General features: G+C 70.2%; 14 protein-coding genes. 2 read left to right on the top strand and 12 right to left on the bottom strand.

The features are described from left to right. Positions 1 to 29: 29 nt before the first annotated feature. On the bottom strand, positions 30 to 1154 hold the full coding sequence (locus tag ACZYRU_RS05675; RefSeq protein WP_488956094.1) for an ROK family protein: 1125 nt from the start codon (positions 1152 to 1154) through the stop codon (positions 30 to 32). Between the two features lie 94 nt (positions 1155 to 1248). Between ACZYRU_RS05675 and ACZYRU_RS05670 the strand changes: the two genes are divergently transcribed. Both ACZYRU_RS05670 and ACZYRU_RS05665 read left to right on the top strand, forming a co-directional pair. Further along, positions 1249 to 2331, top strand: coding sequence for an ABC transporter ATP-binding protein (locus ACZYRU_RS05670; protein ID WP_488956093.1), 1083 nt, complete (start codon positions 1249 to 1251; stop codon positions 2329 to 2331). A 31-nt stretch (positions 2332 to 2362) separates the two neighbouring features. Continuing rightward, positions 2363 to 2782, top strand: a complete 420-nt coding sequence (locus ACZYRU_RS05665) for a DUF6542 domain-containing protein (protein ID WP_488956092.1) — start codon at positions 2363 to 2365, stop codon at positions 2780 to 2782. A 6-nt stretch (positions 2783 to 2788) separates the two neighbouring features. Here ACZYRU_RS05665 and ACZYRU_RS05660 read toward each other — a convergent pair whose 3' ends face one another. From ACZYRU_RS05660 to ACZYRU_RS05610, 11 genes are all read right to left on the bottom strand, one after another. Next, positions 2789 to 3406, bottom strand: coding sequence for an L-threonylcarbamoyladenylate synthase (locus ACZYRU_RS05660; protein WP_488956091.1), 618 nt, complete (start codon positions 3404 to 3406; stop codon positions 2789 to 2791). After that, entirely contained in the window at positions 3406 to 4422 is a 1017-nt protein-coding gene (locus tag ACZYRU_RS05655; protein WP_488956090.1) for a 4-hydroxy-3-methylbut-2-enyl diphosphate reductase, read from the bottom strand. The genes ACZYRU_RS05660 and ACZYRU_RS05655 overlap by 1 nt, the downstream gene beginning before the upstream one ends. An 89-nt stretch (positions 4423 to 4511) precedes the next feature. Beyond that, on the bottom strand, positions 4512 to 5087 hold the full coding sequence (rplQ, locus tag ACZYRU_RS05650) for a 50S ribosomal protein L17 (RefSeq protein ID WP_488956089.1): 576 nt from the start codon (positions 5085 to 5087) through the stop codon (positions 4512 to 4514). A gap of 70 nt (positions 5088 to 5157) precedes the next feature. After that, on the bottom strand, positions 5158 to 6180 hold the full coding sequence (locus tag ACZYRU_RS05645) for a DNA-directed RNA polymerase subunit alpha (RefSeq protein WP_141797602.1): 1023 nt from the start codon (positions 6178 to 6180) through the stop codon (positions 5158 to 5160). 137 nt (positions 6181 to 6317) lie between these two features. Beyond that, positions 6318 to 6926, bottom strand: coding sequence for a 30S ribosomal protein S4 (gene rpsD, locus ACZYRU_RS05640; protein ID WP_488956088.1), 609 nt, complete (start codon positions 6924 to 6926; stop codon positions 6318 to 6320). 31 nt (positions 6927 to 6957) lie between these two features. Continuing rightward, positions 6958 to 7359 carry a 30S ribosomal protein S11 gene (gene rpsK, locus ACZYRU_RS05635; RefSeq protein WP_038681087.1) on the bottom strand — a complete coding sequence of 134 codons (402 nt, stop codon included), beginning with the start codon at positions 7357 to 7359 and terminating at the stop codon, positions 6958 to 6960. 55 nt (positions 7360 to 7414) lie between these two features. Then, positions 7415 to 7789 carry a 30S ribosomal protein S13 gene (rpsM, locus tag ACZYRU_RS05630; RefSeq protein WP_036547929.1) on the bottom strand — a complete coding sequence of 125 codons (375 nt, stop codon included), beginning with the start codon at positions 7787 to 7789 and terminating at the stop codon, positions 7415 to 7417. A 185-nt stretch (positions 7790 to 7974) separates the two neighbouring features. Continuing rightward, the gene (rpmJ, locus tag ACZYRU_RS05625; protein WP_004008316.1) at positions 7975 to 8088 is read right to left on the bottom strand and encodes a 50S ribosomal protein L36; all 114 of its coding nucleotides are present in this window, start codon (positions 8086 to 8088) and stop codon (positions 7975 to 7977) included. 42 nt (positions 8089 to 8130) lie between these two features. Beyond that, positions 8131 to 8352, bottom strand: coding sequence for a translation initiation factor IF-1 (gene infA, locus ACZYRU_RS05620; RefSeq protein ID WP_028656368.1), 222 nt, complete (start codon positions 8350 to 8352; stop codon positions 8131 to 8133). A gap of 275 nt (positions 8353 to 8627) precedes the next feature. Further along, positions 8628 to 9680 (bottom strand): LLM class flavin-dependent oxidoreductase, encoded by a 1053-nt coding sequence (locus tag ACZYRU_RS05615; protein ID WP_488956087.1) that lies wholly within the window; start codon positions 9678 to 9680, stop codon positions 8628 to 8630. Between the two features lie 156 nt (positions 9681 to 9836). After that, on the bottom strand, positions 9837 to 12287 hold the full coding sequence (locus ACZYRU_RS05610) for an FHA domain-containing protein (protein ID WP_488956086.1): 2451 nt from the start codon (positions 12285 to 12287) through the stop codon (positions 9837 to 9839). Positions 12288 to 12321 lie beyond the last annotated feature (34 nt).

Raw genomic sequence — 12321 nt, 5'->3', positions numbered from 1 at the left:
GCTAGTTTCCCTTCGATCTTCCTCATGGTTCAGGACACCCCCAGCTCGCCGGCGAGCACCATGCCCGTGGCTCCGGCGAGCACGCCGTCGTCGCCGAGGGACGACGTACGGACGACGAACTGCTGGGCCGACACCGGCATCACCCGGTCCCGGACCGCTTGCTCGGCCACGCGCGCCAGCGGCTCGACCAGGTCGGCCGGTCCGCTGAGCACCACCTCACCGAGGTTGAGCGTGGCCACGACCGGCGCGAGCGCCTGGCCGAGGCGGGCGCCGGCATCGGCGAGCACCGCGTCGGCGTCGCCTGCAGCGAGCTCACGACGCAGCCGCGGCACGGCGAGGTAGGTCTCCAGGCAGCCCGGCCGACCGCAGCCGCACAGCGGCCCGTCGGGGTCGACCTGGACGTGGCCGATCTCGCCGGCGGCCCCGCCCTGCCCGTGCAGCAGGGCGCCGTTGATCACGAGACCCGCGCCGAGACCGGTGCTCAGCCGGAGCAGCAGCAGGCCGCCCTCACCGCGGCTGCCGAAGACGAACTCCCCCATCACGGCGGTATTGGCGTCGTTGGCGACGTAGACCGGCAGGTCCAGCGCGGCGGCCAGGTCGTCGGCGAGGTGCAGGTCGTGCCAGCCCAGGTTGGGCGCGTCGAGGACGACGCCGTCGGGCGTGACGACACCGGGGGTCGCGACCGCAAGGCCGAGCAGCGGGCGGCTGCTGCGCGCGATCAGGTCGGCGGCGAACTCGCGGACCAGGGCCACGGCGTCGGCACCGGTGCGGCCCTCACGCGGCTTCGCGTCGCGGAGCACGACCTGGCCCTCGAGGGTGAGCACGGCGCCGGCCACCTGGTCGTCGACGGACAGGTCGATCGCGACGACGTGCTTGGCGTCGGCCACCAGCCCGACCATGGTCGGCGGCTTGCCGACCCGGCTCTCGATCGGCGTACCGAGCTCCTCGACCAGGCCCTCGGCCAGCAGCTCGGCGACCAGGTCGGACACCGTGACCCGGGTCAGCCCGCTGCTACGAGCCAGATCGGCGCGACTCGCCGGGCCGGACGCGAACAGCTCCTGGAGCAGCATCGAGCGGTGGTGGCGACGGGAGTCGGCACGGTCGAGCTTGATCCGCTCTCGGGGCGACCGGGAGGTCGGGCTGCGCCAGGACATGTTTGTTAGTTCAGCACACTTACATATACCCTCGCAAGAGTTGAATGCGATCCAGGTCACACACTGGGGTCAGACACACAGCCGAGGAGCAGCGATGGCCAGCATCACCTTCGAGGGCGCGCAGCGGTGGTACGCCGGCGCGGACGCCCCCGCCGTACCCGGCATCGACCTCGTGGTCGAGGACGGCGAGTTCCTCGTCCTGGTCGGGCCGTCGGGCTGCGGCAAGACCACCACCCTGCGGATGCTCGCGGGCCTCGAAGAGGTCGACGCCGGCCGGATCCTGATCGGCGAGCGCGACGTCACCCGCCTCGCACCCAAGGACCGCGACATCGCGATGGTCTTCCAGAGCTACGCGCTCTACCCGCACAAGACGGTGCGCGAGAACCTCGGCTTCGCCCTGAAGATCGCGAAGGTCGAGCGCGAGGAGCGCGAGCGCCGGGTCGCCGACGCCGCCGCGTTGCTCGGCCTCACCGAGCTGCTCGACCGCAAGCCCAAGCAGCTCTCCGGCGGCCAGCGGCAGCGGGTCGCGATGGGCCGCGCGATCGTCCGCTCCCCCCAGGTGTTCTGCATGGACGAGCCGCTGTCCAACCTCGACGCCAAGATGCGCGTGCAGACCCGCAGCGACATCGCCCGGTTGCAGCGCGAGCTCGGCGTCACCACGGTCTACGTCACCCACGACCAGGTCGAGGCGATGACGATGGGCGACCGGGTCGCGGTGATGAACGGCGGCGAGATCCAGCAGGTCGACGCTCCCCTCGCGCTCTACGACCGGCCGGCCAACCTCTTCGTCGCCGGCTTCATCGGCTCGCCCCAGATGAACCTGATGAGCGCCAAGGTCGGCGGCGACGACGGCCTCGCGCTCGGCGGGTACGCGGTCCCGCTCGACCCGCACACCCGCGCCTCCCTGACCCCGGAGGTCACCGTCGGCGTCCGCCCCGAGGCCTGGCAGCTGGTCGCGCCCGGCGCCGGCATCCCGGTCCGGGTCAACCTGGTCGAGGAGCTCGGCTCCGACGGCTTCGCCCACGGCACCGCCGACCTCGGCGACGCAACCGCCACGATCGCCGTACGACTCCCCTCGCGCGGGCACGTCGGCCCCGACGACGTGCTCCACGTCGCGATCCCCGCGGGCGCGGCGCACGTCTTCGACACGGCGACCGGACGACGCCTCAGTCCCTGATTCCGTCGGACCCATGTCCTAGCGTGGAGACGTGAGCAGCGCTGCGCAGCGCCATCGGACCCTGTGGGAGGAGGGCTGCCGTCCCGGCCGGGAGGTGGCCTCGCTGGCGATCGCGCTCCTGCTGAGCGCGACCGTGCTCGACCTCGTGCTCTCCGAGGGGCTCGGGCTGTTCTTCGACCTGGCGTTCGTGACGCTCTGCGTGGGCGCCGCGCTCGCCGTCCGACCGCCCGACTTCTTCCTGATCGGCGTGCTGCCGCCGCTGGCGATGGCCCTCGTGGTGCTGCTGCTCGGCATCAGCGACCGCGGCAGCATCGCCCGCGCCGACGACGGCATCGTCCAGGCCGTGCTGGCCGGGCTCTCGCGCCACGGCATCGCCCTGGCGCTCGGGTACGCCGCCTGTCTCGGCCTGCTCGCCCTGCGGCGCTCCTTCGTGGAGCACCACCCGCGTTAGAACCCGTTAGAAGCGGTCGGGGTCCCCAGCGCCGCGCCGGATCACCTCGGGGTAGCCCTCGGACCAGTCGACGACGGTGGTCGGCTCCGGCCTGACCTCGCCGGCCTCGACGACGATGTCGACCTCGTGGTCGAGGTCCTCCTTGATCTCCCAGCCCATGGTCCGCGGCTCGGTCTCGCCCGGCAGGATCAGGGTGGAGCTGAGCAGCGGCTCACCGAGCTCCTCGAGCAGCGCCTGCACGAAGGTGTTCTCGGGGATCCGCACGCCGACGGTCTTCTTCTTCGGGTGCAGCAGCCGCTTCGGCACCTCGGGCATCGCGGTGAGGATGAACGTGTAGGGACCCGGCGTCGCCGACCGGATCGCCCGGAACGCCGAGTTGTCGACGTGGACCAGCTGGCCGAGCTGCGAGAAGTCGCGGCACATCAGCGTGAAGTGGTGCTTGTCGTCGAGGCCGCGGATCCTCAGGATCCGGTCGCGGCCCTCGCGGTTGCCGATCCGGCAGCCCAGCGCGTAGCCCGAGTCGGTCGGGTACGCGATCAGCGCGTCGTCCTGCAGCGCAGCGACGATCTGCTGCAGCGTGCGCGGCTGCGGGTTGTCCGGGTGGACGTCGAGGTAGCGGGCCATCAGAGGCGGACAGCCGTCTTGGTGCTGCGCCCGGCGGCCTTGAGGTCGCGGTGCAGCTCCTTGGGCAACGAGAAGGCGAGGGTCTCCTCGGCGGTCTGGACGGCCCGGGCGTCCGGGTAGCCACGCTCGGCGAGGTAGGCCAGGACCTCGGTGACGAGGTGGTCGGGGACCGAGGCGCCGGAGGTGACGCTGACCGTCGAGGCACCGTCGAGCCAGGCCTCGTCGAGCTCGGACACGTCGTCGATGCGGTACGACGCCTTGGCCCCGGCCTCGAGCGCGACCTCGACGAGGCGCACCGAGTTGGAGGAGTTGGCCGAGCCGACCACGATCACCAGGTCGGCGGCCGCGCCGATCTCCTTGACGGCGACCTGGCGGTTCTGGGTGGCGTAGCAGATGTCGTCGCTGGGCGGGTCCTCGAGCTGCGGGAACTTGGCCCGGAGGCGTCGTACGGTCTCCATGGTCTCGTCGACGCTCAGCGTCGTCTGCGAGAGCCACGCGAGCTTGGCGTCGGCGGGGAACTCCAGCTTCGCCACGTCGTCGGGGTGCTCGACCAGGATGGTCTGATCGGGGGCCTCGCCCGCGGTGCCCTCGACCTCCTCGTGGCCCGCGTGCCCGATCAGCAGGATCGTGTAGCCGTCGGCTGCGAAGCGGACCGCCTCGCGGTGCACCTTCGTCACCAGCGGGCAGGTGGCGTCGATGGTCTTCAGGTGACGCTCGGCCGCCTCGTTCACGACCGCCGGCGAGACACCGTGCGCCGAGAACACCACGCGTGCACCTGCCGGCACCTCCTCGAGCTCCTCGACGAAGATCGCGCCCCGCGCCTCGAGGTTGGCGACGACGTGCTTGTTGTGGACGATCTGCTTGCGCACGTAGACGGGCGAGCCGTACAGGTCCAGCGCCTGCTCGACGGTCACGACCGCACGGTCGACACCGGCGCAGTAGCCGCGGGGGGCCGCGAGCAGCACCTCACGCTCGCTGTCCTCGAGCAGGCGCGGGCTCCCCAGGTCGATCGTCATGGCTCCAGTCTACGGAGGCCGCGCCGACGAGGGGAAAAGCGCGACGGCCCGCCACCCTCGCGGGTGACGGGCCGTCGGAGAGCGTGAGCTCAGGCCTTGTCGGCGTCCTCGGCGGACTCCTCGGCGGGCGCCTCCTCGGCGGCCTCCTCGGTGACCTCGGCCTCGGCCTCGGGGGCCTCGACCTCAGCAGCCTCGGTCTCCTCGGCCTCGGTCACCTCGGCCTCGGGGGCCTCCTCGACCGGAGCCTCGGCAGCCGGAGCAGCCTTGGCAGCCTTCGGAGCGGCCGGCTTGAACGTCTCGGTGACCAACTCGATGACCGCCATGGGGGCGTTGTCGCCCGCACGGTTGCCGATCTTGGTGATCCGGGTGTAGCCACCCGGACGGTCGGCGAAGGTCGGCGCGATGTCCGCGAACAGGGTGTGCACGACGCCCTTGTCACGGATGTCCTTGAGGACCTCGCGGCGCTGGTGCAGCGGGTTCTCGCCGGCGTGGGCCTTCTTCGCCTTGGTGATCAGCTTCTCGGCGTACGGACGCAGCGTGCGCGCCTTGGCCTCGGTGGTCGTGATCCGGCCGTGCTCGAAGAGCGCGGTGGCCAGGTTCGACAGGATGAGGCGCTGGTGCGCGGCGCTACCGCCGAGGCGGGGGCCCTTCTTGGGCTTGGGCATTGCTTCTCTCGATTCTCCCCGGCCGTGTCAGGTACCGGGGTAGGTGATGTCCCGAGCGGGACGGATCAGGTCAGAACTCCTCGGACTCGATGAACGACTCGTCGTCGTCCTCGTCGTCCGAGTAGTTGGCCAGGGCGGCCGACGGGTCGAAGCCCGGGGCGCTGTCCTTGAGGGACAGACCCATCTCGTGGAGCTTGGCCTTGACCTCGTCGATGGACTTCGCACCGAAGTTGCGGATGTCCAGCAGGTCCTGCTCCGAGCGGCTGATGAGCTCACCCACGGTGTGGATGCCCTCGCGCTTGAGGCAGTTGTAGGACCGGACGGTCAGCTGCAGGTCCTCGACCGGGAGGGCGAGGTCGGCGGCGAGCTGCTCGTCGACGGGCGACGGGCCGATGTCGATGCCCTCGGCCTCGACGTTGAGCTCACGGGCCAGGCCGAAGAGCTCGACCAGCGTCTTGCCGGCCGACGCGATGGCGTCGCGGGGCAGGATCGACGGCTTGGTCTCGACGTCGATGACGAGCTTGTCGAAGTCGGTGCGCTGCTCGACACGGGTGGCCTCGACCTTGTAGGTCACCTTGAGGACCGGGCTGTAGATCGAGTCGACCGGGATCCGGCCGATCTCGTTGTCGGCGCCCTTGTTCTGGACGGCCGAGACGTAGCCGCGGCCGCGCTCCACGACGAGCTCGAGCTCGAGCTTGCCGTTGTCGGAGAGGGTGGCGATCTTCAGGTCGGGGTTGTGGACCTCGACGCCGGCCGGCGGCGCGATGTCGGCACCCGTGACGTCACCGGCACCCGACTTGCGCAGGTACATGGTGACCGGCTCGTCGTGCTCGGAGGAGACGACGAGGCCCTTGAGGTTGAGGATGATCTCGGTGACGTCTTCCTTGACGCCCTCGATCGTCGAGAACTCGTGGAGGACGCCGTCGATCTTGATGCTCGTGACCGAGGCACCGGGGATCGACGAGAGGAGGGTACGACGCAGCGAGTTGCCGAGCGTGTAGCCGAAGCCGGGCTCGAGCGGCTCGATGACGAAGCGCGACCGGAACTGGTCGACGGTCTCCTCCGACAGGGTGGGGCGCTGTGCGATGAGCACTTGTTTCGTTCCTTTCCGGGCCGACCGCTATATGAGGACCCAGACGTGGTGCGGAGATGGAGAAGAGGGACTGCGGGATGACGCATGCCCGCCCCGGCTCCTCCACGTGGTGGAGGTGGACCGGGACGGGCTCGCGATCACTTCTTGGAGTAGTACTCCACGATGAGCTGCTCCTGGATCGGCATGTCGATCTGCTCGCGCACGGGAGTCTGGTGAACCAGGATCCGCATGCGGGTCGGGAGCGCCTCGAGCCAGGCCGGAACGATCCGCTCGCCGTGGGTCTCGCGAGCCACGATGAACGGGGTCATCTCGAGCGACTTCTCGCGCACGTCGATGATGTCGTACTGGGTGACCTGGAAGGACGGGATGTCGACCTTCTTGCCGTTGACCAGGAAGTGACCGTGGGTCACCAGCTGGCGGGCGTGGCGGCGCGTGCGGGCGAAGCCGGCACGGTAGACCACGTTGTCGAGACGGCACTCGAGGAGCTGGAGCAGGTTCTCGCCGGTCTTGCCCTGGCGACGGGCAGCCTCCACGTAGTACTTGTGGAACTGCTTCTCCAGCACGCCGTAGGTGAAGCGGGCCTTCTGCTTCTCCTGCAGCTGGTTGCGGTACTCGCTCTCCTTGACCCGCGCGCGGCCGTGCTGGCCCGGGGGGTAGGGGCGCTTCTCGAAGGCAGCGTCGCCGCCGACGAGGTCGACGCCGAGACGGCGCGACTTCTTGGTCAGGGGTCCGGTGTAACGGGCCATTGAAGTTCTCCTCTAAGTCCTGGTCAGACGCTCAGACGCGCCGGCGCTTCGGCGGGCGGCAGCCGTTGTGCGGGGCGGGGGTCACGTCCTGGATGGTGCCGACCTCGAGGCCGATCGCACCCAGCGAACGGATCGCCGTCTCGCGGCCCGAACCCGGACCCTTGACGAAGACGTCGATCTTCTTCATGCCGTGCTCCATCGCCCGACGACCAGCGGCCTCGGCGGCCATCTGAGCGGCGTACGGGGTGGACTTGCGGGAGCCCTTGAAGCCGACGGTGCCGGCAGAGGCCCACGAGATCACCGCACCGGTCGGGTCGGTGATCGTGACGATCGTGTTGTTGAACGTGCTCTTGATGTGGGCCTCGCCCTGAGCGACGTTCTTCTTCTCCTTGCGGCGCACCTTCTTGGCGCCCGCGCGAGCCTTGGGAGGCATGCGTTATCTCCTTGAGAAAGCTGGTCGTGAGGCAGTGTCGAGCCAGAGGCTCAGATCACTTGGCCTTCTTCTTGCCGGCAACCGTGCGCTTCGGGCCCTTGCGGGTGCGAGCGTTGGTCTTGGTGCGCTGACCGCGGACCGGGAGGCCCATGCGGTGACGGCGACCCTGGTAGCTGCCGATCTCGATCTTGCGGCGGATGTCGGCCTGAACCTCGCGACGGAGGTCACCCTCGATCTTGAAGTTCGCCTCGATCTCGTCGCGGAGCTTGACCAGCTCCTCGTCACCCAGCTCGTGGACGCGGAGGTCCGGGCTGACGCCGGTGGCCTCCAGCAGCTGCTGGGCGCGGGTACGGCCGATGCCGTAGATGTAGGTGAGTGCGACCTCGATGCGCTTGTCACGCGGCAGGTCGACTCCGACGAGGCGAGCCATGATGGCTTCCTTTCAAACGGTTGCGGTGGTGTGGTCGTGATGCATCCGGGCCTTGCGTGCCCAGCTCCGGCCATCCGCACCGGAGGTGGTTCGCCGTCGTACGACGGCTAAGCGATCACGTTGATGAGTTGTTCAGTTGTGTCTCGAGGCGGTCGCTGCGCGACCTCCTCGACAACCAGCCGGGCTCAGCCCTGGCGCTGCTTGTGGCGCGGGTTCTCGCAGATCACCATGACGCGGCCGTGGCGACGGATCACCTTGCACTTGTCACAGATCGGCTTCACGCTCGGGTTGACCTTCATGTCAGCCCTTTCTTGCTAGTGGCAGGACAGGTGAGCGGTGGCTCACTTGTAGCGGTAGACGATCCGGCCGCGCGAGAGGTCGTACGGCGAGAGCTCCACCACCACGCGGTCCTCGGGGAGGATCCGGATGTAGTGCTGGCGCATCTTGCCGCTGATGTGAGCGAGGACCTTGTGGCCGTTGCTCAGCTCGACGCGGAACATGGCGTTCGGAAGGGCCTCCACGACGGAGCCCTCCATCTCGATGACGCCTTCTTTCTTCGCCATGTCTCACAATCTGCTCGGGGATGTTGTGTCTACCGGTGGTCCGGGAACCTCTCGGCTGCCCGCAGGCGACCGAGTGGACCTCGCGGGTCGTGCACCACACACGAAACCCACGTTGGACCGACACGCCAGTCTATGTGCTGGCGTCAACGAACTCCCAATCCCCGAGGCCGGCGGGCACCGAGGCACGAGGGGTCCGCCGGTGTGCCGAGGGAGTTGAGGGCGCCCGCAGCTGAGGGACGAAGCCACGACGGCGCGTCTCGAAACCGGCCGGGGGCTCAGCCCGCCAGGAGCTCCAGGCTGCGCACCCGGGCAGGCGAGGTCCGCGGGTCGGTGCCCCGGAAGGCACCGGCGACGGGGTTGACCATCACCTCGTCGACGCCGTACGACGCCGCGAGGTCGGCCAGCTCGGCCCGGGCACCGTCGGCGTCGCCGATCACCCAACGTCGCCGCATCGCGTCGACCAGGCCCTCGTGCGCCTCGGGCAGGCCCGCCTCGACGATGGTCTCGGCGTCCTCGACGGTGCGCTGGGCGACCAGCGGCTGGCCGGTGCGCAGTGCGAGCATCTGCAGCAGCTGCGGCAGCGCCAGCCGGCCGGCCTCCTCGGCGGTGTCGGCGACCGAGGCGTTGACGGTGAGGAAGGTCCGCGGCTCGGCCAGCTCCGGGGACGGCTGGAAGGTGGAGCGGTAGAGCTCGAGCGCCTCGGCGGTGCCGGAGCCCGAGAAGTGGTGGGCGAAGACGTACGGCATGCCCTTGGCCGCGGCCAGGCGCGCGGAGTAGTCGGAGGAGCCGAGCAGCCAGATCTGGGGCACCGACTGCGCGGCCGGCGTTGCCCTGAGGACGTGCTGCGACCCGCGCAGGGCCAGCCCGACGCCGGCGGGCTCCATCATCGCGAGCACGTTGTCGACGTACTCCGGGAAGTGGGTGACCGCCTCGTCGCTGACGCCGCCGGCGCCGTGGCGCAGCGCCCAGCTGGTGACCGGGTCGGTGCCCGGCGCCCGCCCGATGCCGAGGTCGATCCGCCCCGGGAAGGCCGCCTCGAGCAGCGCGAACTGCTCGGCGACCACCAGCGGCGCGTGGTTCGGGAGCATCACGCCACCCGAACCGACCCGGATCCGCTCGGTCGCCGACGCCACCAGACCGATCACGACCGGAGGGTTGGTCGCCGCGACGGCCGGCATGTTGTGGTGCTCGGCGAGCCAGAAGCGGCGGTAGCCGAGCCTGTCGGCGGCGCGGGCCAGGTCCAGGGTCGCCGCGAGGGCGTCGCCGGTGGCCTGGTCGCTGCGGACGGGGACGAGGTCGAGGACGGAGAGCGCGAGAGACGAAGACATCACCAGATCCAAGGCGCTACCCCCGCCACACATTCCCCGAGCGTGCCGCGGATTCATCACGGTATGTAGATCAACCGGCGGTCCTGTAGCGGAGTTCCGGAGGGGAAGCGGGGACTCGCCTACATCCCGTGATGAATCCGCACACCCCGAGCAGCGTCAGTCGTCGGAAGTCGCGCTCCTGCGCACCAGCAGCAACCCCGCCCCGAACGCCCCGGCCCCGAGCAGGCAGAGCATGAACACGTCCATCAGGTAGTGCCCGGCCCCGCTCTGGGCGATCCAGTCGGAGCGGTCGGTCCCCTCGAACCGGTCGACCAGCTGGATCGCGGAGGCCGAGGCGGCGTACCCCCACCGCGAGGGCGAGAGCCAGGCGATCTGCTCGAGCAGCACGCGGCCGGCGATCTCGAAGAGGGCTCCCGACAGGACCAGCTGGAGCATGACCAGGCCGACCAGGGCCGGCATCGTCTGCTCGGTGCTGGTGACGAGCGCGGACAGCGCGAGGCCGATGACCACCATCACCGCGGACAGGACTGCGATCGCGATCGCGACCCGGAAGGTGCCGGCGGTGCCGTCGGCGCCGGGGAGGCCGACGGTCGCGAGGAAGGTGACGACCAGGCCCTGCACGAACGCGGCCGTGCCGAGCACGAGCACCTTGCTGGTGAAGTAGATGCCGGGCGAGAGGCCGACGGCGTACTCCCGCTTGAAGATCGGCCGCTCCCCCACCAGCTCCCGGATGGCGAGCGCCGTGCCCATCAGGCAGGCCGCGACGATGAGGACCGTCAGCCGTTGCTGGGCCTCGCCGACCTTGCCGCCGGCCTCGAGGATCGAGATGCCGTCGTGGCCGGGCACGACCCGGCTCAACCCGCCGAGGATGAGCGGGAGCAGCACGAGCATGCCGAGCAGCAGCCGGTCGGCGAGGACGACGGCGAGGTTGCGCTTGACCAGGGTGGTCAGCTGACGGGAGACGGACTGGCGCGGCGGAGCGGGTACGGCGCCGCCGTGCGACTGCTGCGGCATCGCCGAGGTGTCGACGGCGTGCTGGGGCACGGGGATCCGTTGCCACAGGTCGGCGTCGTCGAGCAGGTCGAAGACCTCGGGGTAGTTGGTCTTGCCGAAGTGGGTGAGCACGCCGTCCGGCGGTCCGAAGTACGCGATCCGGCCGCCCGGGGCGAGCACGAGCACGTTGTCGCAGACGTCGAGCGCGAGCACCGAGTGCGTCACGACCATGACCACGCGGCCGTCGTCGGCGAGGCTGCGCAGCTGGCGCATCACCTCGAGGTCGAGACCCGGGTCGAGACCGGAGGTCGGCTCGTCGAGGAAGAGCAGCGGCGGCGCTGTGAGCAGCTCGGTGGCGATGGAGACGCGCTTGCGCTGACCGCCGGAGAGCTGGGTGCCGATCCGGTTGTCGAGCCGCTCGGTGAGCTGCATCTGCTGCGCGACCGTCTGCACGCGGTGGTCCCACTCCTGCGCCGTCGTGTCGGGCGGCAGCCGGAGCTGGGCGGCGAACCGCAGGCCCTGCCGGACCTTCAGCTGCGGGTGCAGGATGTCCTGCTGCGGCACCAGGCCGATCTGGAAGCGCAGCTGGTCGTAGTGCTGGTAGAGGTCGTGGCCCTGCCAGATCACCCGGCCGTGGCTGGCCGGCTTGAGGCCGGTGAGCGCACCGAGCAGCGTGGACTTGCCGGCTCCCGAGGGGCCGATGACGGCGGTGAGGCTGCGCGGCTCGAGCTTGAACGAGATGTTCTCGATCAGCCGCTTGCCGCCGGCGACCACCTGGGTCAGCCCGTCGGCGTACAGCGTGAACTCGTGGGCCGTCGCCGAGGCGATCAGCTGGTGGCCGTCCCACCGGAAGGTCTGGTTGCCGAAGATGACCTCGGAGCCGAGCGCCAGCTGGACGGCGCCCTGGACCCGCTGGCCGTTGACGAAGGTGCCGTTGAAGGAGCCGAGGTCGTGGAGCACCGCAGGCGACGTCGGGGTCGCCGGGTCGAGGCGGGCGTGGTGCCGGCTGACCAGCGGGTCGGCCAGCACGACGTCGTTGCTGTGCTCGCGACCGATCGTCAGCGACCGGCCGGTCTGGACCTGCTGCGGGAGGACGATGGAGTGACCGTGAGGCAGCTGCCCCGGAGGCAGTACGCCGGCCGGTCGCCAGGCATCGACGGGTCCCCCGCTGGCCGGCACCTGCGGCGGCGGCAGGTTCTTCCAGAACTCCCCCACCGGCGCCGGAGCCGGCGTCGGCTCCGCGACGGGCATCGGTCGCGGGGCGGGAGCAGGAGCGGGTGCAGCGATCGGGGCCGAGGGCGGGGGTGGCGGCGGGGCCACCGCGGACACCAGCACGCTGACGACGACCGGCTCACCGGTCGGGCTGCCGAGGTGGAGGCTGACCGGAGCACCGGTCAGCGGCAGCCGGCTGATCTTCTGGCCGGCCACGTAGGTGCCGTTGCTGCTCGCGTCGACCGCGACCCACGCACCGTCCTCGACCTGCAGGAAGGCATGGTGCCGCGACGCCTTGGCGTCGGTGACCGGGATGTCGCAGTCCAGCTCACGCCCGACGACGATGCGGGGTCCGTCGAAGGTCCGCGTCTGCCCGGCCCACTGCACCTGGAGTCGATCCACGACCGACACCCTAGGTGACCAGGTGGACCGGGCG

The organism is Nocardioides sp. F233, from assembly GCF_057813895.1.
The sequence above is the reverse complement of the archived record's forward strand: the minus strand, read 5'-3'. Positions and strand labels throughout refer to the sequence as shown.

Coding starts and splice junctions, on each gene's coding strand:
- ACZYRU_RS05675 (WP_488956094.1), bottom strand. CDS start 1,154: ATGTCCTGGCGCAGCCCGACCTCCCGGTCGCCCCGAGAGCGGATCAAG.
- ACZYRU_RS05670 (WP_488956093.1), top strand. CDS start 1,249: ATGGCCAGCATCACCTTCGAGGGCGCGCAGCGGTGGTACGCCGGCGCG.
- ACZYRU_RS05660 (WP_488956091.1), bottom strand. CDS start 3,406: ATGGCCCGCTACCTCGACGTCCACCCGGACAACCCGCAGCCGCGCACG.
- ACZYRU_RS05655 (WP_488956090.1), bottom strand. CDS start 4,422: ATGACGATCGACCTGGGGAGCCCGCGCCTGCTCGAGGACAGCGAGCGT.
- rplQ (WP_488956089.1), bottom strand. CDS start 5,087: ATGCCCAAGCCCAAGAAGGGCCCCCGCCTCGGCGGTAGCGCCGCGCAC.
- rpsD (WP_488956088.1), bottom strand. CDS start 6,926: ATGGCCCGTTACACCGGACCCCTGACCAAGAAGTCGCGCCGTCTCGGC.
- rpsK (WP_038681087.1), bottom strand. CDS start 7,359: ATGCCTCCCAAGGCTCGCGCGGGCGCCAAGAAGGTGCGCCGCAAGGAG.
- rpsM (WP_036547929.1), bottom strand. CDS start 7,789: ATGGCTCGCCTCGTCGGAGTCGACCTGCCGCGTGACAAGCGCATCGAG.
- rpmJ (WP_004008316.1), bottom strand. CDS start 8,088: ATGAAGGTCAACCCGAGCGTGAAGCCGATCTGTGACAAGTGCAAGGTG.
- infA (WP_028656368.1), bottom strand. CDS start 8,352: ATGGCGAAGAAAGAAGGCGTCATCGAGATGGAGGGCTCCGTCGTGGAG.
- ACZYRU_RS05615 (WP_488956087.1), bottom strand. CDS start 9,680: ATGTCTTCGTCTCTCGCGCTCTCCGTCCTCGACCTCGTCCCCGTCCGC.